Annotated in this window: 15 protein-coding genes; 5 read left to right on the top strand and 10 right to left on the bottom strand. The window is 64.1% G+C overall.

Annotated features, from left to right (window positions below; genetic code table 11):
* Positions 1–294 precede the first annotated feature (294 nt).
* The 5 genes from ACQR1W_RS18965 to ltnD all read right to left on the bottom strand — a co-directional run bounded on the left by ACQR1W_RS18965 (position 295) and on the right by ltnD (position 7,251).
* Positions 295–1,986, bottom strand: coding sequence for a methyl-accepting chemotaxis protein (locus ACQR1W_RS18965; RefSeq protein ID WP_434852211.1), 1,692 nt, complete (start codon positions 1,984–1,986; stop codon positions 295–297).
* Positions 1,987–2,247: 261 nt separating this feature from the next.
* The gene (locus ACQR1W_RS18960; RefSeq protein ID WP_434852210.1) at positions 2,248–3,939 is read right to left on the bottom strand and encodes a methyl-accepting chemotaxis protein; all 1,692 of its coding nucleotides are present in this window, start codon (positions 3,937–3,939) and stop codon (positions 2,248–2,250) included.
* Positions 3,940–4,254: 315 nt separating this feature from the next.
* Positions 4,255–5,529: a 3-oxo-tetronate kinase gene (gene otnK / locus ACQR1W_RS18955; protein WP_434852209.1), complete on the bottom strand. Its 1,275-nt coding sequence runs from the start codon at positions 5,527–5,529 to the stop codon at positions 4,255–4,257.
* Complete coding sequence (gene otnI / locus ACQR1W_RS18950) at positions 5,526–6,308, bottom strand: 2-oxo-tetronate isomerase (protein ID WP_434852208.1); 783 nt, start codon at positions 6,306–6,308, stop codon at positions 5,526–5,528. The genes otnK and otnI overlap by 4 nt, the downstream gene beginning before the upstream one ends.
* 31 nt (positions 6,309–6,339) lie before the next feature.
* Positions 6,340–7,251: an L-threonate dehydrogenase gene (gene ltnD, locus ACQR1W_RS18945; RefSeq protein WP_434852207.1), complete on the bottom strand. Its 912-nt coding sequence runs from the start codon at positions 7,249–7,251 to the stop codon at positions 6,340–6,342.
* Between the two features lie 113 nt (positions 7,252–7,364).
* On the opposite strand from ltnD, the gene otnC reads away from it, so the two are divergent.
* The 5 genes from otnC to ACQR1W_RS18920 all read left to right on the top strand — a co-directional run bounded on the left by otnC (position 7,365) and on the right by ACQR1W_RS18920 (position 12,701).
* Entirely contained in the window at positions 7,365–8,027 is a 663-nt protein-coding gene (gene otnC, locus ACQR1W_RS18940) for a 3-oxo-tetronate 4-phosphate decarboxylase (protein ID WP_434852206.1), read from the top strand.
* Positions 8,028–8,403: 376 nt separating this feature from the next.
* Entirely contained in the window at positions 8,404–9,441 is a 1,038-nt protein-coding gene (locus ACQR1W_RS18935; RefSeq protein WP_434852205.1) for an ABC transporter ATP-binding protein, read from the top strand.
* 21 nt (positions 9,442–9,462) lie between these two features.
* Entirely contained in the window at positions 9,463–10,755 is a 1,293-nt protein-coding gene (locus ACQR1W_RS18930) for an ABC transporter substrate-binding protein (RefSeq protein ID WP_434852204.1), read from the top strand.
* Positions 10,756–10,874: 119 nt separating this feature from the next.
* Positions 10,875–11,798, top strand: a complete 924-nt coding sequence (locus tag ACQR1W_RS18925) for an ABC transporter permease (protein WP_434852494.1) — start codon at positions 10,875–10,877, stop codon at positions 11,796–11,798.
* Positions 11,799–12,701, top strand: a complete 903-nt coding sequence (locus tag ACQR1W_RS18920; RefSeq protein WP_434852203.1) for an ABC transporter permease — start codon at positions 11,799–11,801, stop codon at positions 12,699–12,701.
* A gap of 39 nt (positions 12,702–12,740) precedes the next feature.
* Here ACQR1W_RS18920 and ACQR1W_RS18915 read toward each other — a convergent pair whose 3' ends face one another.
* From ACQR1W_RS18915 to ACQR1W_RS18895, 5 genes are all read right to left on the bottom strand, one after another.
* Positions 12,741–13,418, bottom strand: coding sequence for an RraA family protein (locus ACQR1W_RS18915; protein ID WP_434852202.1), 678 nt, complete (start codon positions 13,416–13,418; stop codon positions 12,741–12,743).
* A gap of 74 nt (positions 13,419–13,492) precedes the next feature.
* Positions 13,493–14,452 carry an amidohydrolase family protein gene (locus ACQR1W_RS18910; protein ID WP_434852201.1) on the bottom strand — a complete coding sequence of 320 codons (960 nt, stop codon included), beginning with the start codon at positions 14,450–14,452 and terminating at the stop codon, positions 13,493–13,495.
* A complete protein-coding gene (locus ACQR1W_RS18905; protein WP_434852200.1) occupies positions 14,449–15,771 on the bottom strand; it encodes an MFS transporter in 1,323 nt (440 codons plus the stop codon). The genes ACQR1W_RS18910 and ACQR1W_RS18905 overlap by 4 nt, the downstream gene beginning before the upstream one ends.
* A gap of 43 nt (positions 15,772–15,814) precedes the next feature.
* Complete coding sequence (locus ACQR1W_RS18900) at positions 15,815–16,729, bottom strand: DUF1932 domain-containing protein (RefSeq protein ID WP_434852199.1); 915 nt, start codon at positions 16,727–16,729, stop codon at positions 15,815–15,817.
* Positions 16,730–16,731: 2 nt separating this feature from the next.
* Positions 16,732–18,096, bottom strand: a complete 1,365-nt coding sequence (locus ACQR1W_RS18895; protein WP_434852198.1) for an MFS transporter — start codon at positions 18,094–18,096, stop codon at positions 16,732–16,734.
* Positions 18,097–18,112 lie beyond the last annotated feature (16 nt).

Raw genomic sequence — 18,112 nt, 5'->3', positions numbered from 1 at the left:
CTGAGGACCTCGAAAGATAGTCACAGCCGGCAACCGCACAAATGCGTGCATCGCCAGGACCGCGAATCATGTGCCGTCTTTTTCGGCGGCGAGCGGCTAAGAATTTAACAGGCTGGCTAGTATCGCGTTAAATTGCCGCGCCGGGAAATCACGGATCGATCAGATGCCGCATGCCGACGCAGCCGCAACTACAACTCATGTTCAAATACAAATTTAAATGCGAAGGGAGCCGCGGCTGCCGCCGGGCTCCCTTGAAACCATTGGATAGCGGTCCCTTGTCGGACCGACGCCGTTCTAAGCCGCCCGCACCGAGGTCAGGAATTTGCTGACCTCCTGGCGCAGACGGGTGCTGTCGCCGGACAGGGTCTGGGCGGCCGACAACACCTGCGACGATGCTGATCCGGTCTCGGTCGCGCCGCGCTGCACGTCGGTGATGTTGGACGAGACGTCCTGGGTGCCGCGGGCAGCCTGCTGCACGTTGCGCGAAATTTCCTGGGTGGCAGCGCCCTGCTCTTCGACGGCGGCGGCGATGGTCGAGGCGATCTCCGACAGCTTCTCGATCGTCGAGGAGATATCCCGGATCGCACTGACGGATTCATGCGTGGCCGCCTGGATGCCGGAGATCTGCTGTCCGATCTCGCCGGTCGCCTTCGCGGTCTGCTCGGCGAGCGCCTTCACTTCGGTGGCGACGACGGCGAAGCCGCGGCCGGCTTCGCCGGCACGCGCCGCTTCGATGGTGGCGTTCAGCGCCAACAGATTAGTTTGGCCTGCGATGGTGTTGATGAGCTCGACGACATCGCCGATCCGCGTCGCCGCCCGCGACAGCTCGCTGACGCGATCGGTGGTGCTGCGCGCCTGGCCCACGGCCTCGCTCGCCATCCGCGCCGATTCCTGCACCTGGCGGCTGATCTCGTTGACCGAGGAGGCCATCTCCTCGGTCGCAGTCGCAACCGACTGGACATTGGCGGACGCCTCTTCGGAAGCCGCGGCCACGGTGGTGGCGAGCTGCTGAGAGCGGTTGGCCGTCGAGGTCAGCTTGCCGGCGGAGGCCTCCAGCTGCGTCGACGCGGCGGAGACCGTGCTGACGATCTCGCCGATCATCGCCTCGAATTCGCGCGTGATGCCGTCGACGCGCCGGCCGCGTTCGATCTTGGCTTCGGCGTCGCGCGCCGCCGCCTCGTCCGCGGCCTTCTTGGCAATCAACGCGTCCTTGAAGATCTGCAGCGCGTCCGCCATCGCGCCCATTTCGGTCTTCTCGCCGCGATGCGGCACTTCGGCCGCAAGATCACCCTGGCCCAGCGCCTGCATCGGCGTCACGATCGACGCGATCCCCTTCGAGACGTCCTGCACCATATAGAGGCCGACCGCGATGCCTGCGACTGCCGCAATGCCGATGATCACGACCAGCAGCATGAAGGAAGACGAATAGGTGTCCGCAGCATCGGTGGAGGCCTTGTCCGCCCCCGTATTGTTGACGTCGATATCCTTCTTCAAGATCTCGTCGGCCTGCAGCCCGATCTTGTTGACCGTCTGCTGGTTCAGCTCATGCGCCTCGTGTGCGATCTTCCCGGCCTCCTTACGCGATAGCGCCATGACCTGCTCGGTGCCTTTGAGGTAGTCGCCCCAGAGCCGGGCCCATTCGGTATACATGGACCGCTCCTCCGCCGTCGTGATCATCGGCTCGTAGCTCTGCCGGGACTTGGCGATCATCTCGTTGACGGTCGCTGCGGTCTTTTCCTGCGCGATCTTTTCGTCCTGCGTCTCGGCGAGCATGTGCTCGCGGACCACGTTGCGGTAGGTGATGGCATTGGCGCGCAGCTCACCGAGCACGCGCACGCTTGGCAGCCAATTGGTCGTGATGTCGACCGTATTGGCATTGATCGACCGCATGTTCTTCAGGGCGAGCAGGCCCACGCCGGTCATGACAACGAGCAGGAACGCCACGGCCGTAATGATCTTGGCGCGGATCGACATCGAGGCGAGCATGGGCAAATCTCTTCGGCTTGCGGCGTTGCAACGGCGCGCCGCAACTGTGCGGAGGGCGCGCGGACAGAATCTTCCGTCCCGATCAGACCGCACTGCACGCTTAATCCGAGTTAACTTGTCGCACCGTACAACTACGGAATACCCGCAGAGATTGAGTCTGATCGGTGCGAGCTCAGTGCCCGCATAAAGCTCGGAGGGAGCTGTGGCGTCGAGCCAAGCTCCCTCCGTGCGAGACAGAAATTTGGTGGCAAATCCGCCGGGCTAAGCGGCGCGAACCGAACCCAAGAACTTGCCGACCTCGACCCGCAGCCGCTGGCTTTCGACCGACAAGGCTTGCGCGGCCGAGAACACCTGGCTCGACGCCGAGCCGGTCTCGGCGGCGCCGCGCTCGACGTCGCTGATGTTGGACGACACCTGTTGCGTGCCCTGCGCGGCCTGCTGAACGTTGCGCGAGATTTCCTGGGTTGCCGCGCCCTGCTCCTCGACAGCAGCAGCAATCGTGGACGAGATCTCCGAGAGCTTCTCGATCGTGGAGGAGATGTCCCGGATCGCGTTCACGGATTCCTGGGTCGCGGCCTGAATGCCGGAGATCTGCTGGCCGATCTCGCCGGTTGCCTTTGCGGTCTGCTCGGCCAGCGCTTTCACCTCGGATGCCACCACGGCAAAGCCGCGGCCGGCATCGCCGGCGCGCGCCGCCTCGATGGTGGCGTTCAGCGCCAACAGATTGGTCTGGCCGGCGATGGTGTTGATCAGCTCGACGACATCGCCGATGCGGGTCGCGGCCTTCGACAGTTCGCTGACCCGGCCTGTGGTGGTCCGGGCCTGCCCGACCGCTTCGCCGGCCATGCGCGCGGACTCCTGCACCTGGCGGCTGATCTCGGTGACCGAGGACGCCATCTGTTCGGTGGCCGACGCCACCGACTGCACATTGGTGGTGGCCTCTTCCGATGCGGCGGAGACCGCGGTGGCGAGCTGCTTCGACCGCTCCGCGGTCGACGTCAGCGTTCCGGCCGAGCTCTCGAGCTGGGAGGATGCCGACGACACCGTGTTGACGATCTCGCTGATCATCGCTTCGAAGTTGCGGGTGATGTCGTCGACCCGGTGGCCACGCGCGATCTTGTCTTCGGCGTCACGCGCTGCGGCTGCGTCGGCGGCCTTCTTCGCGATCAGCGCTTCCTTGAACAGCTGCAAGGCATCGGCCATCGTGCCGATCTCGGTCTTCTCGCCGCGGTGCGGCACCTCCGCCGACAGATCGCCGTCGCTGAGCGACTGCATCGGGCTCACGATCGAGGCAATGCCGGCGGACACGTCCCGCACCAGGTAGACGCTGAGCGCGATGCCGACGATCAGGGTCATGACCAGGATGACCGCGACCCACGTCAGGGTCGACGTATAGTTGTCAGCCGAATCCTTGTAGGCCTTGTCGGCCCCCTTGTTGTTCAGCTCGATGTCCCGCTTGAGGATGACATCAGCGTCCGTGAGCAGGCGGTTGACCTTCTTGCTGTTGAGCTCGCTCGCCTCGTGCGGGACCTGGCCGGACTCCTTGCGCGACAGCGCCAGCACCTCTTGCACGCCCTGCTTATAGTCCTCCCAGATCCGCGACCAGTCATTGTACAGCGCGCGCTCTTCCGGCGAGGTGATCAGCGGCTGATAGGCCTGGATGGTCCGGGCGATCTCCTCAAAATTCGCGTTCAGCGCCTTCTCGACCTTGAGCTTGTCCTCCAGCTGCTCGGCCAGGAGATGAGCGCGCACAATATTGCGGTTCATGACCACGCCCTGCTGCAGCTCGCCAAGGACGCGAACGCTCGGCAGCCAGTTGGTCGCGACATCGACCGTGGCCGCGTTGATCGCGCGCATATTGTTCACGGCAAACAGTCCGGTGCCGGTCACCGCAAGCAGCAGGAAGGCGACGACCGTGACGATCTTCGCACGGATCGAATATTGGGCAAACATGGCGATATCTCTTCACTTTCAAGCTGGGTGCGCAGGCAGCAGCCGTCGGTGGCCGACACGTCCGACCCGACGGTTCAAGACGTTTCCGACCACAAGAATTGAAACGTGAATCAAGAATCGCCCCGTAGTCCTACGGAAAGCCAAAACAATTTAAATCGAATTAAGCGGACGGGAGGCCGTTAATCTTTCTCCACCACGAGCGCCGTCTTTCCGGAGCGGCCCGTCAGGGCTCAACCCGGAATCTCCAGTTTCTCAGATCCGCAAGACCCGCGCTGACATTTGGCGTCGAAACCGGCCGCCCGCAGGCCCAAAGGGCTACCGCATCAGCCCGAGCGCATCCAAGAAGAAGTGCGGGCCGCCGAAATTGCCGGACTTGAGTGCGAGCAGCATCTCTGACGTCGTTCCGACGGTGCGCAGCACCGGCACGCCGGGCGCGATTTCGGGTCCGACCAGGAAGGCGGGGATCTTCAGGCGATCGACCACGGCGCCGGAGGTCTCACCGCCGGCGACGACGAGCCGACGCACGCCGGTCTGCACGAGGCCCTCGGCGATATCGGCCATGGCCTGTTCGATCGCATGTCCCGCCGCGTCGCGACCATGGCGCGCCTGCACTGCCGCGACCTGGTCAGGCGCCGCGCTCGAGGCAATCAGCACCGGGCCATCACCGAGGCACTCCCCCGCCCAGGCGAGCGCGCGATGCACTTCGTCCTTGCCGGCGACAAGCTGCTCGGGATCGAGGCGGAGCACCGGCATGATCTTTTCGGCATGCGCGATCTGCCCAAGCGTCGCCTGGGAGCAGCTGCCGGCCAGGCACGCGGCCGGTCCGCCGACCGGCGCGCCATCTGCGGCATCGGCGGTCCCCGTGTTCGCACCACCGGATTCGACCAGCGCCCGCGCCAGCCCCAGCCCGATGCCGGAGGCGCCGACCGAGACGCGATGGGTCAACGCCACGGTGCCGACCGTCGTGAGATCTGCATCGAACACCGCATCGATGATGGCGGCACCGACGCCCTGGCCGGCAAGCTCGGCCAGGCGGTCGCGCACCGCCTCCGGCCCGCGCACCACCGTGGCGAGATCGACCAGCCCGATCTTGGTGCGACTCTGACGCGACAACACCCGCACCAGATTGGCGTCGTGCATCGGGTTGAGCGGATGGTCCTTCAACGGGCTCTCGTTCAGCGGCACATGGCCTACGAACAGATGGCCCTGGTAGACGGTGCGCCCGGTTTCGGGGAAAGCCGGCGTCACCAGCAAGATTGTCTCGCCGCAATCCGCCCGCAGCGCATCCATCACCGGACCGATATTGCCGGCGTCGGTGGAATCGAAGGTGGAGCAGATCTTGAACAGCACGTGATCGGCACCGCGGCCGCGCAGCCACCGCTCGGCCTCGCGCGAGCGGGCCACCGCAAGATGAGCCTCGATCGAGCGGCTCTTGAGCGAGACCACGACGGCATCGACCTCGGGCAGCGCAAGATTGTCGGCGGGCACGCCGATGGTCTGCACGGTGCGAAGCCCTGCACGCGTCAGCGTGTTGGCGAGGTCGGAGGCGCCGGTATAGTCGTCGGCGATGCAGCCGAGTTTGATGGTCACGGCCTCACTCCTTTATACGGCGCGAACCAGCCGAGGCCCTCCTCCGTCCGCCCGCGCGGATTGTATTCGCAGCCGACAAAGCCGGCATAGCCGAGCCGGTCGAGCTCAGCGAACAGGAACGGATAGTTCAGCTCCTCATCATCGGGCTCGTGGCGCGACGGAATGCTGGCGATCTGGACATGGCCGATGATGTCCATCATCTCGCGCAGCCGCATCGTCACGTCGCCATGGATGATCTGGCAGTGATAGATGTCGAACTGCAGCTTCAGGTTCGAAATCTTCAGCTCGCGGATCAGGTCGCGCGCAAAGGTGAAGTCGTTGAGGAAATAGCCGGGCACGTTGCGCGAATTGATCGGCTCGATCACCACGTCGAGCCCGTGGGGGCTGAAGAACTCAGCCGCCCAGGCCACTGATTTGTAGAAGGCTTCGACCGCCTTGGCGTCGCCGCGGCTGGCGATCCCGGCCATCAGATGCACGCGCTTGACGCCGGTCGCCTGTGCATAGGGCAACGCGGTCTCCAGGCTCGCCTTGAGGTCGTCGAAGCGGTCCGGCAGCGCCGCAAAGCCCTTCTCGCCGGCGTCCCAGTCGCCCGGCGGCAGGTTGAACAGCGCCTGCGTCAGGCCGTTGTCGCGCAACCGCCGGCCGACGTCCTCGGCGGGATGAGCATAGGGAAACAGGAATTCCACCGCGGTGAAGCCGGCGTTCGCGGCCGCCGCGAAGCGGTCGAGGAACGGATGTTCGGTGAACATCATGGTGAGGTTAGCGGCGAAACGGGGCATGGAACTCGACCTGCTGCTTACTTGGCACTCGTTATTTGGCACCCGGCAGCTTGGTGCCGGTGACCTGCGCATACATCCGCGCCACCGAGGCATCATCGTCGCGGCCCATGCCGGCGGCCGACGTCATCAAAAACATCTGCAAGGCCGCAGCCGAGACCGGCACCGGGAAGCGCGCCGATCGCGCCATGTCCTGGATGATACCGAGATCCTTGACGAAGATCTCGACCGCGCTGCGCGGCGCATAGTCGCCGTCGAGCACATGCGGCATGCGGTTCTCGAACATCCAGGAATTGCCGGCGGAGGCCGTGATCACCTCATACACCTTCCTGATGTCGAGCCCTTGCTTGGCGGCGAAGGCGATGGCCTCGCAGGCCGCGGCGATATGCACACCGGCGAGCAATTGATTGATCATTTTAAACGCGGCACCCTGCCCCGGCGCATCGCCGAGCTCATAGAGTTTTGCGGCCATCGCATCCAATGCCGGCCGCGCCTTGGCGAAGGCGGCCGCGCTGCCGGAGGCGAGAATGGTCAGCTCGCCCTGAGCGGCGCGCTGCGCGCCGCCAGAGATCGGCGCATCGAGATAGTGCCGTCCCGTGGCCTCGAGCTGCTGCGCAAGCCGGCGCGCGACCTCGGGGTCCATGGTTGCGGAGGAGATGAACACGGCGTCCTTGGGCAGCGTCTCCGCGACGCCTTTGGGACGAAACAGGATCGCCTCGGTCTGCGCGGCATTGACGACGACGCTGACCACGATCTCGGCACCTTCAGCCGCTTCGGCCGGCGTCTTCGCGCCCTTGCCGCCCTCGGCCACGAAGCGCGCGACCGCATCCGCCGACACGTCGCAACCGGTCACATCGAAGCCTTTGCGCCGCAGCGAGGTGGCCATGCCAAAGCCCATCGAGCCGAGCCCGATCACGGCGACTTTCGTTTGAGATGGCGATGACATACGGCAAATCCTTAAGGCGTTTCCTGATCACGTCCGGTTGCCCCGGCTCACCTTTCGGTATCACGGCTTGGCCGCGCTGCCAAAGCGTGAGACAAAGGGTATGAGGGAGACGCATGGGCGATACCGAGATACGCGAGGCCATTTGCCGCTTCGGCCGTTCGCTGTTCGAGCGCGGGCTGACGCCGGGATCGTCGGGCAATATCAGCGTGAGGCTCGATGATGGCGGCTGGCTGGTGACGCCGACCAATGCCTCGCTCGGCTTTCTCGATCCGGCCCGGCTGTCGCGGCTCGATGCCGACGGCAAGCTCGTATCCGGCGATGCGCCGACCAAGGAAGTGCCACTGCACAGCGCGCTCTATCAGACCCGCGATGCAGCGCGCGCGGTGGTGCATCTGCATTCAACCCATTCGGTGGCGCTCACGATGCTGCCCGAGATCGATCCGTGTGCGGCACTACCGCCGATGACACCTTATTATCTGATGCGCTGCGGCCAGACCGCGCTCCTGCCCTATTACCGGCCGGGCGATCCCGCGGTGGCCGATGCGATCAAGGGCCTGGCCGGGCAATATGCCTCGGTGCTGCTCGCCAATCACGGGCCGGTCGTCTCCGGCGACACGCTGGAAGCCGCCGTGTTCGCGATGGAAGAGCTGGAGGAGACCGCAAAACTCTATCTGCTGCTGCGCGGACTGAACCCGCGCCATCTGTCGCCGCAGCAGGTGGCGGACCTCGTCAAGACCTTCGGCCTGACGCTGCCGGCACCGCACGTCCACGAGTGAGGCGAACGGAGTTTCGCGCGCTGCGGTGCAAGACAGCCGATGATGTCGACGCAGGCGGTGAAGCGCCTGACGCACCGTCCTGCATGCAGGCCAGCAAAGGTTTGCCTCAAATGAGGAAAACTGCCTAGAATTAAGGCAGCGTCAATTTTGCTCGGGGCTGACGATCGGCACGGGCGCCGGGTTTGCGCAACTGCAGCCTCACGAGCTGCCCCGGACCTTATTGGCGGACACGACCGATCTGAGTGCATGAGGGGCACGCCAGCACCTCCACTGCGGCAGCTGGCATATCCGTTGCAGATATTTGCCGGTTGGAGCGCGGTGGCCAAGGAATCGCCGGCCGCGCCTCCAGCCTCACCATCACAGGGGCGGAATACGGATGGCGGCAGGCGCGAGCTTGGAACTGGTCAAGGTGACGAAAATGTACGGCCACGTCACCGCCGTCGACGCGATCGACCTGAGGATACAAGCGGGCTCCTACTGCTGCCTGCTCGGACCCTCCGGCTGCGGCAAGACCTCGACCTTGCGGATGATCGCCGGCCATGAATCGGTATCCGCAGGCGATATCATCGTCGGCGCGAAGAACGTCACCGATCTGCCGCCGGCAGGGCGCGGCACCGCGATGATGTTCCAATCCTATGCGCTGTTTCCGCATCTATCGGTGATCGACAATGTCGCCTTCGCCTTGAAGATGAAAGGCGTGGCCAAGGCCGAGCGCCATGCTGAGGCGCGCAAGCTGCTCGAGCTCGTCGACATGCAGACTTATGAGGCGCGGCTGCCCGCCCAGCTCTCCGGCGGCCAGCAGCAGCGCGTCGCGCTGGCACGGGCGCTGATCACCTCGCCGCAGGTGCTGCTGCTGGACGAACCGCTGTCGGCGTTGGACCCTTTCCTGCGCCTGCGCATGCGCGCCGAGCTGAAGCGGCTGCAGCGCGAGCTGGGGCTGACCTTCATCCACGTCACCCACGGCCAGGACGAGGCGATGGCGCTGTCCGACCTCGTGGTGCTGATGAATGGCGGCCGGATCGAGCAGCAGGGCAGCCCGCGCGAGATCTTCAACCATCCGCGCACCGAATTCGCCGCGAAGTTCATCGGCGGGCACAATGTGATTGCGCTCGGCGACACCAGCTATGCGGTGCGGATCGACCGTATTCTCCTGAGAAAGCCGGGACAGCCGATCGACGGGCCGCAGGTCGCGGGCACGATCAGCAAGATCGAATATCAGGGCACATATGTGCTCGTCGCCATCGTCGCCGACGGCGGTCGCGAGATCTCCGCCCAGCTCACCGATGATCAGTTCGACGGCACGACTTACAACATCGGCGAGCGCGTGGTCGCGACCTGGAATCCCGCGCTCGCCGATCCGCTGACGCCGCCGCGCGATCCCGCCACCGTCACATCACCTGAACTTGTCGCTTGATAATCCCCCATGGAGATGACCATGACCGATCGGACCAAGAAGAAGACCATCAGCCGCCGCACGTTGCTCAAGGGCGCAGCCGGCGTCGCCGGCCTCGCCGCCGGTTCGGGCACCCTGCTCGGCGCCCCTTACGTTCACGCCGCGGACGCCAAGGTGCTGCGCTATCTCGGCACCGCCGTGAATGAGGGCGACGAGATCTCGAAGAAGTGCCTCGCCGACACCGGCATCAAGATCGAATACATCACGGCGACGACCGACGACGTGACCAAGCGCGTCATCACCCAGCCGAACTCGTTCGACGTGCTCGACACCGAATACTTCTCGCTGAAGAAGCTGGTCCCGTCCGGCAACATCTTTCCGCTCGACGCCAAGAAGATCAAGGAATTCGACAACATCACGCCCGTGTTCACCAAGGGTGAATTGCCGAATGGCAAGAAGATCGGCGGCCAGGGTACAGCACCGTGGAAGGTGCTCTATCTCGATGGAGCGAATTCGAAGACCTTCTCGGCGACGCCGACCGAGTACATCACGCTGATCCCGACCGTCTATAATGCCGACACGCTCGGCATCCGCCCCGACCTGATCAAGCGTCCGATCAACTCCTGGGCCGAGCTGCTCAATCCCGAATTCAAGGGCAAGGCCTCGATCCTCAACATCCCCTCGATCGGCATCATGGATGCCGCGCTGGTGGTCGAAGCCACCGGCCAATACAAATATGGCGACAAGGGCAACATGACCCGGGCCGAGATCGACCTCACGATGAAAGTCCTGACCGAAGCCAAGAAGGCCGGCCAGTTCCGCGCCTTCTGGAAGGACTTCAACGAGTCCGTCAACCTGATGGCCTCGGGCGAGACCGTGATCCAGTCGATGTGGTCGCCGGCGGTGACCAAGGTGCGTTCGATGGGCATCCCCTGCATCTTCCAGCCGCTCAAGGAAGGCTACCGCTCCTGGGCGTCCGGCTTCTGCGTCTCGAAGGCCGTTGCCGGCGGGCCGAAGCTCGACTGGGCCTACGAGTTCGTCAACTGGTATCTGTCCGGCTGGGCTGGCGCCTATCTCAACCGCCAGGGCTACTACTCCGCGGTGCTCTCGACCGCCAAGGCCAATATGAGCGCGGACGAATGGGGCTACTGGATGGAAGGCAAGCCGGCTCAGACCGACATCAAGGCGCCGGACGGCACCGTGCTCGAAAAGGCCGGCGCGGTGCGCGATGGCGGCTCCTATGACGACCGCATGGGCGCGGTGGTGTGCTGGAACGCCGTGATGGACGAGAACGACTACATGGTCCGCAAGTGGAACGAGTTCATCGCGGCCTGATCATGCTCGAGAGGCGTGTCGCGCCATCAGGCGCGGCACGCTGGTTTGCAAATTAGTCAAAGATCGCATTCATGACGCAGGACACCGGGGCCGCCGATCTGACCTCGCCGCTCGCACCGATGACCGCCTGCAGTTCGGACCAGGCGACATCCGGCGGTCGGTTGCGCAAGGCTGCCGCGCGGTCGATCGCCTGGCTGCAGGCCGGTCCGATGATGCTGGTGTTTGCACTGTTTTTTCTGCTCCCGCTCGTTCTCGTCATCATCGTCAGCGCCTGGGACTACAATGAATATGAGATGATCCCGGCGTTCAGCCTACGCGGCTACACCGATACGTTCGAGGGCTGCATCTCCGGGCTTCCAGAGCTCTGCACCATCCTCAAGACCTATCTGAAGACGCTGAAGCTGTGCCTGCTCACCTGGGGGCTGACGCTCTTCATCGGCTTCTGGGTGGCCTACTTCCTCGCCTTCCACGTCCGCTCGAAGACTTGGCAGATCGTGCTGTCCCTGCTCTGCACCATCCCGTTCTGGACCTCGAACGTGATCCGCATGATCGCTTGGATTCCGCTGCTCGGCCGCAACGGGCTGGTCAACCAGGGCCTGATCGGCAGCGGCCTGACCACGCAGCCGGTCGAATGGCTGCTGTTCTCCGAATTCTCCGTCGTGCTGGCGCTGGTGCACCTCTTCACCTTCTTCATGGTGGTGCCGATCTTCAATTCGATGATCCGCATCGACAAGCGGCTGATCGAGGCCGCCTATGACGCCGGCGCGAGCGGCTGGCAAACCCTGGTCAACATCGTCATTCCCCTGTCCAAACCCGGCATCGTGATCGGCTCGATCTTCGTGATCACCATCGTGATGGGCGACTTCGTCACGGTCGGCGTGATGGGCGGCCAGCAGATCGCGTCCGCCGGCAAGATCATCGAGTCAAGGCTGTCAGCGCTGCAGTTTCCGGCGGCGGCGGCAAACGCGGTCATCCTGCTCGGCATCACCATCCTGATCATCTCGGCGCTGACGCGGATCGTCGACGTGCGCAAGGAGCTGTAGATGGGCGACAAACGGCCGCGCTCCTTCTACATCCTGGCGGCGTTCTTCGCGGCCTATGTGCTGTTCCTGTACGGGCCGATGATCGCGATCTACATCCTGTCGTTCCAGGGCCCCGACGGCGGCCTCACCTTCCCGATGAACGGAGTGTCCCTGACCTGGTTCGGCAAGGTGTTTTCCGGCGCCGGGATCGTCGACATCGGCGCGGCATTCAAGCGCTCGCTCGCGCTCGGCCTGGTCGTGATGGTCGTCACTGTCGTGCTCTCGGTGGCGGCCGGCATGGCCTTCCGAAAGCCGTTTCGTGGCTCGTCGGCGCTGTTCTACACCGCGATCGCAAGCCTGATCATGCCCTCGATCATCACCTCGCTCGGCATCGCGCTGGAATTCCGCCTGCTCGACGACTTCATCAACAAGCACGGCGCCGATGTCGGGCTCGGATGGCTGGCCGACGGCTGGACCACCGGCATGGGGCTGTTCACCTCCGGCTTGGGGGCGCATCTGACCTGGACGCTGCCGTTCGGGCTCCTGATCATGTTCGCGATCTTCAATCGCTTCGACGGCCGGCTCGAAGAGGCCGCGCGCGACCTCGGCGCCACGCCCTGGCAAACGTTTCGCTACGTCGTGCTGCCGATCATCGCACCGTCGGTGGTCGGCATCGGCCTGTTCGGCTTCACGCTGTCGTGGGATGAGCTGGCGCGCTCGAGCCAGGCGATCGGCTCGGTCAACACGCTGCCGCTGGAATTGCAGGGCCTGACCACGACCGTGACCAAGCCCGACATCTACGCGCTCGGCACGCTGACCTCGGCGGTCTCGTTCCTCGTCATCTTCGCGGCGCTGTCCGTGATCCTGGTGCTGCAGGCCCGCCAGCGCCGCCACGGCTCCGACGCCGGCAAGGGTACGGTGTAGGCCGCGCTGAGCCGTCATCTTGACGGAACAACCCGACGTTCAATCCAGACCTCCACAATTCATCTCGCGCAGCGCCTTGTCTACCCAGGACGCATCGTGCGTGCCCGCCTTGATGTTCTCGATCTGCTTCTGCTCAGCCTGATACTTCGCTGTGGCAGCTTTTAATACCTCGTCCACATCATCAAACGGTACGCAGAGCAGCCCGTCATCGTCTCCGATGATGAGATCGCCTGGCTCGATCACCATGCCATCGATCGCTATCGGAACGTTGATCTCGCCGGGCCCATTCTTGTAAGGGCCGCGATGGGTGACACCTGCCGCAAAAACGGGAAACTTCTGACCTCGGATGAAGCTGGCGTCCCGGACCGCACCATCGATGACGATGCCCGCAAGTCCACTCTTGATGATTCGCATCAGCATCATCTCGCCGATGAGCGCGTTGGTGAGATCGCCCCCTGCATCGACAACGATGACATCGCCGGGTTCGGCCATTGCCATCGCCTTGTGAATCATCAGGTTGTCTCCTGGCCGTGTCTTCACGGTCAGTGCCGGGCCTGCCATCCCTCCGGACTGATGCCTGGGCCGAAGCCGCGCACCGGCTGCGGTCATCCGGGACATGCTGTCACTGACGTTTGCTACCGGCAGCTTGGCAAAGCGTTCAACGACCTCGGGCGCCACTTTTCTCCGGCGCTTTTGAATTCTGAACCCGACCGACATGCGTTTATCCTTCTCCATGTTTCAGAAAGTGAAGGGGTGTGTATTAGCTCTTGTTCCGGTAACGCCGAGAGATCTTAGAAGCCGAACAGCTGTGCGGGGTTTTCGACAAGGATGCGCCGCCGTGTGCGTTCGTCCGGCGCCCAGTCCGCGAGCAGATCGAGCAGGAGAGCATCATCCGGCTTGGTGCCGCGCTGAGTCGGATGCGGCCAGTCCGTGCCCCACAAGATGCGCTCAGGCGCCGCCCGCACGTAGGCACGCGCGAGATCGCTGGAATCCGCGTAGGGCGGTCCGAGCTTGCTGTCCTCATAGGGTTCGGTGACCTTCACCCAGGTGCGGCCTCCATCCAGCATGCGACGGACCACGGCGAACGCGGGATGCTTGATGCCATCCGGCTGTGGGATGCGCCCGAGGTGATCGATGACGACCTCGGTCGGGAGCGACCGGATCACGCTCTCATGGGTGACGATCCGGTCCCCTGTCATCAGCAGTTGAACGTGCCAGCCGAGTGGGCTCACCCGCTTCGCGAGCGTCGTCAGCATCTCGGCTGTCGTCGTCCCCCACGTCTGGGGAGAAACGAAATTGACGCGGATGGCGCGCACGCCGGCATCGGCAAGCGTTCGCAGCTCGGCATCCTTGACCTCAGTGTCGACGACGGCAACGCCGCGCGACGCGCCGCCGAGCTGGCCGAGCGCGTCCACCAGACAGCGGTTGTCGATGCCATAGGTCGACGGCTGCACGACCACGCTCCGCTGGGTGCCAAGCCGTCGCTGCAACAGCCGATAGTCGGCGACGGCAGCTCCAGGCGGAAAGCCCTGGCGCCAATGCGGCGAGACCGGAAACCTTCCGTCGTAGATGTGATGATGGCAGTCGCACGCGCCCGTCGGCGCGTCCAAGCGCGGCGGCGCCGATCCTGTGCTGTTGGGCACCACCTGCTCGACTCCGGCGGCCCGCGCCCCCGTGCTCAAAGCCAGCATCCCCGCGAGAACGCTGCGTCGGCTGACGGCGTGCTTCGGCATCCTGCTACGCGCGCTCATGGTTTCACCGCCGCCATGTTGGTTGAGCGCGCCGCGCTGCGGCCAAGCATAAGGACACAAACCGAACTCACCGCGCAAAGCAGCGCCAGCGGGATCATTCCGATCACGAAGCTGCCGGTCCATTCCTTGACGATGCCGACCACGTTGACCATCAAGCCGCCGCCGATCAGGTTGGAGATCGCGTTGATCCCCGCAAGGCCCGCCGCGAGCGTGCTTGCCGAGAGCCAGCTTGCCGATAGCGCCCAGAACGGGCCCTTGAAGGCATACGCGCCGACGAGGCAGCAGCTGACCATGACAATCGTCGGCACGACCGCAGTCCCGGTCATTCCCAACGCGGTGAATCCGCCTGCCGAGAGCAGGAGCGGAATGGCGGTGTGCCAGCGGCGCTCACCGGTCTTGTCGGAATGACGCCCCCACAGGACCATGAGCACGGTCGCGATGCCGTAGGGGATTGCATTGACAAAGCCGGTCTGCAGGTTGGTCAGGCCAAACGACTTCAGCAACTGTGGCTGCCACACCGACAGCACGCTGCCGGTGGCGGAGGCGCCGGAGCAGACCAGAGCCATGACCAGGAAATATTTGTTGGTGGCGAGCTGCCATAGCGAGAGATGTCCGACCGGCTTGCGCGCGGCCGCCTCCGCCTCCATGCGTCCCGTCAGCCACTCGCGCTGGTCGAGGGTCAGCCATGACGCCTGCGCGGGCTTGTCAGTCAGAACGAACAGGCAGGCAAAGCCCAGCAGAACGGTCGGCAGTCCTTCCAGAACGAACAGCCACTGCCATCCACGCAGACCAAGCGCGCCATCGAGCTCAAGCAATCCCACCGACAGCGGTGAGCCAAGGAAGGTGGCCAGCGGGATCGATACTGTGAACGTCGCCAGGATGCGCGCCCGATATTGCGATGGCAGCCAGTAGGTCAGATAGAGGATCGCGCCCGGGAAGAAGCCGGCCTCGGCCGCGCCGAGGATGAAGCGCATCGCATAGAGCGAGTACGGTCCGACCACGAACGCCATGCAGGCCGTCACCAGCCCCCAGGTGATCATGATCCGGGCGATCCAACGCCGGGCACCGAACCTTTGCAGTGCAAGATTGCTCGGCACTTCCACCAGGAAGTAGGAAACAAAGAACAGGCTGGCCGCAAAGCCGAACATCGCGGGCGTGAGCCCGAGATCCTTGTTCATCTGCAATGCCGCGAAGCCGACGTTCACGCGGTCGAGCAGCGCGAAGAAATAGCAGACCATCAGGAACGGCACGAGGCGCAGGATGACCCGGCGCATCGTCACCTTCTCAAGCTGGTCGAGGTCTGTTGGAGCGGCCGTCACGTCTCTCCTCCCTGTTGTCTTGTGTTGTCTCGTCGTGCGGGCTCTACTCGGCCGCTTTTGCCCCTGCCTGCATCTTGGCGACGATCGCGTCGATCGCAATCTTGTGGTTTTCGGGAACGACGCCCTTGAAGTGCTCCTTCAGGCCGAGGTTCTCCTTCCAGCGGAGCCGCGCCACCGTCGCACGCGCCATCAACGGCTCGACGCCGGCATCTTCGACCGCTTCGGCAGCCATCTCGACCTCTTCGGTGCGTCGCTTGGCATGGATGACACCGGACGGAATCAGGCTTTCGACCGTGTCCATGAAGGGGCGCGTGAGCGTCTTCGACGCAGAAGCGAGCACAGTTTCGTCCAGGCCATAGGATCGGGCTGCCAACAGCGTCTCGTCGATCAAGGCCTCGATCCCCTTGATCAGGACGGAACGAAGGATCTTGATGCCCGACGCCGTTCCGAGCTTTTCGCCGGCGTATTCGATGCTCATGCCCCAAGGCACGAGCAGATCGATGACGCGCTGCCCGGCGGGGCCGCTCGACAGCATGTGCATCGAATAGCCGTTCTTCGGCGTGCCCATGATGGAGCCGTCGCCGAGCGTGGCGCCCGTCTTGGCGAGCCGCTCGGCCACGCCGTATTTCACCTTCGGTGTGGCGGAAGCGAAGTCGAGGAATGTGTGGCGACCGTTGAGGACCGCTGCAAACGCAGTCGCGCTTTCGAGCGAGGCGGAGCCCGGCGTGACGCTGAAGATCAGCTCAGCGACGTCAGCCAATTCCTTGTTGGACCTGACCAGCGTGACGCCCGCTGCCTTGGCGCGGCTTTGGATCAGATCGGCATAAGGACCATCGAAAGCGTATTTGTCGTAGCAGAAGATCTGCTCGAGCCCGGCGTCGCGCAGGCCTTTGCCCAACGTGCTGCCGATCTCGCCATAGCCGACCAGACCGAGACGAAATTGCCGTCGTTCGCCCATCTTCAGATTCCTTTCGAGAGAGTTGCGACCGGGCTGGTGCGGCCGTCTGCCGCCCCAGCCTGTCGCTGCAGGCTGGCGCCGACCACGCGGATCAGGATGGCAGCCAGGGTGAGAAACGCGGCCACCGAGATCAGGGCCCAGGAGAAGCTGTCGGTCGCCTGCCGGATCACGCCGATGAGATAAGGGCCGACAAAGCCGCCGAGGTTTCCAATCGAGACGATCATTGCGAGGCCGCCGGCGGCCGCGCTGCCGGTCAGGAAGCTCGACGGGATCGGCCAAAAGGTGGACTGGTAGCACATGATCCCGATCACGGCGCCACAGAGTGCGATGATCGAAACCGGCGCGGACGATGTCGCGTAACCGCAGACGATCAGCGACGCAGCGCCCACGAGCAGCGCGGATGCCACAAACCAGCTCCGCTCACCGCCTTTGTCTGATAGCCGCGCCCACAGCATCATGGCAATGCCGCCACAGATGTAGGGAACGGCCGCGATGAAGCCGACGGCAACGACACCGAAGCCGAGACCCTTGATTATTTGCGGCATCCAGAGGCCCAGGCCGATGGAGCCAATGATGGCGCAGAAGTTGACCGTCGCACAGACGAGGACGCGCCAATTGGTGAAGACATCCCTGAGCCGGGACGAATGCTTGGCGGCAATTGCCGCGCGCTCCGCGGACAGCACGCTTGCGAGCCAGTTCCGCTCCTCGGCGGTCAGCCACTTGGCCTGCTCGGGTTTGTCGGTGAGCGTGAAGAAGCACACAAATCCGAGCAGTGTCGCCGGCAGACCTTCAAGGACCAGCAGCCACTGCCAGCCATGCAGGCCGCCCAGGCCGTCGAGGGTGAGCAGCGAACTCGATATCGGTGCGCCAACGATGTTCGCGATCGGAATGCCAAGCAGGAAAGCTGCGGTCGCGGTGCCCCGGATGCGCGCCGGAAACCAGTAGGTAAAATAGAGGAACACGCCGGGCGTGAAGCCCGCCTCACCGAGCCCGAGCAGGAAGCGCATCACGCCGAAGCTCACCGGACCGACGACGAAGGCAGTTGCGGCCGAGATCAGGCCCCAGGTGATCAGAATGCGGGCAATCCATCTGCGGGCGCCGATCGCCAGCAAGGCCAGATTGCTCGGTACTTCCGCCAGGAAATAGCCGAAGAAGAACAGCCCAGCGCTCCAACCGAATTCCGATGGCGAGATGCCGATATCGCGGTTCATCGTCAGGCTGGCGATGCCGACATTCACCCGGTCGAGATAGGCGATGACGTAGCAGAGCAGCAGGAAGGGCACGATCCGCCACATCACCTTCGAGAGGATCTTCTCCTGCTCCGGTGTGAAGCCGGTGCCGGCCGAGGCGGCGGTGACATTGGCCATGGGTTTCCTCCGACGC

Origin of the sequence: Bradyrhizobium sp. HKCCYLS1011 (assembly GCF_051167795.1) — a bacterium.
Taxonomy (GTDB): domain Bacteria; phylum Pseudomonadota; class Alphaproteobacteria; order Rhizobiales; family Xanthobacteraceae; genus Bradyrhizobium.
Note: the sequence above shows the minus strand (reverse complement) of the source record. Positions and strands in the feature narration are given on the sequence as shown.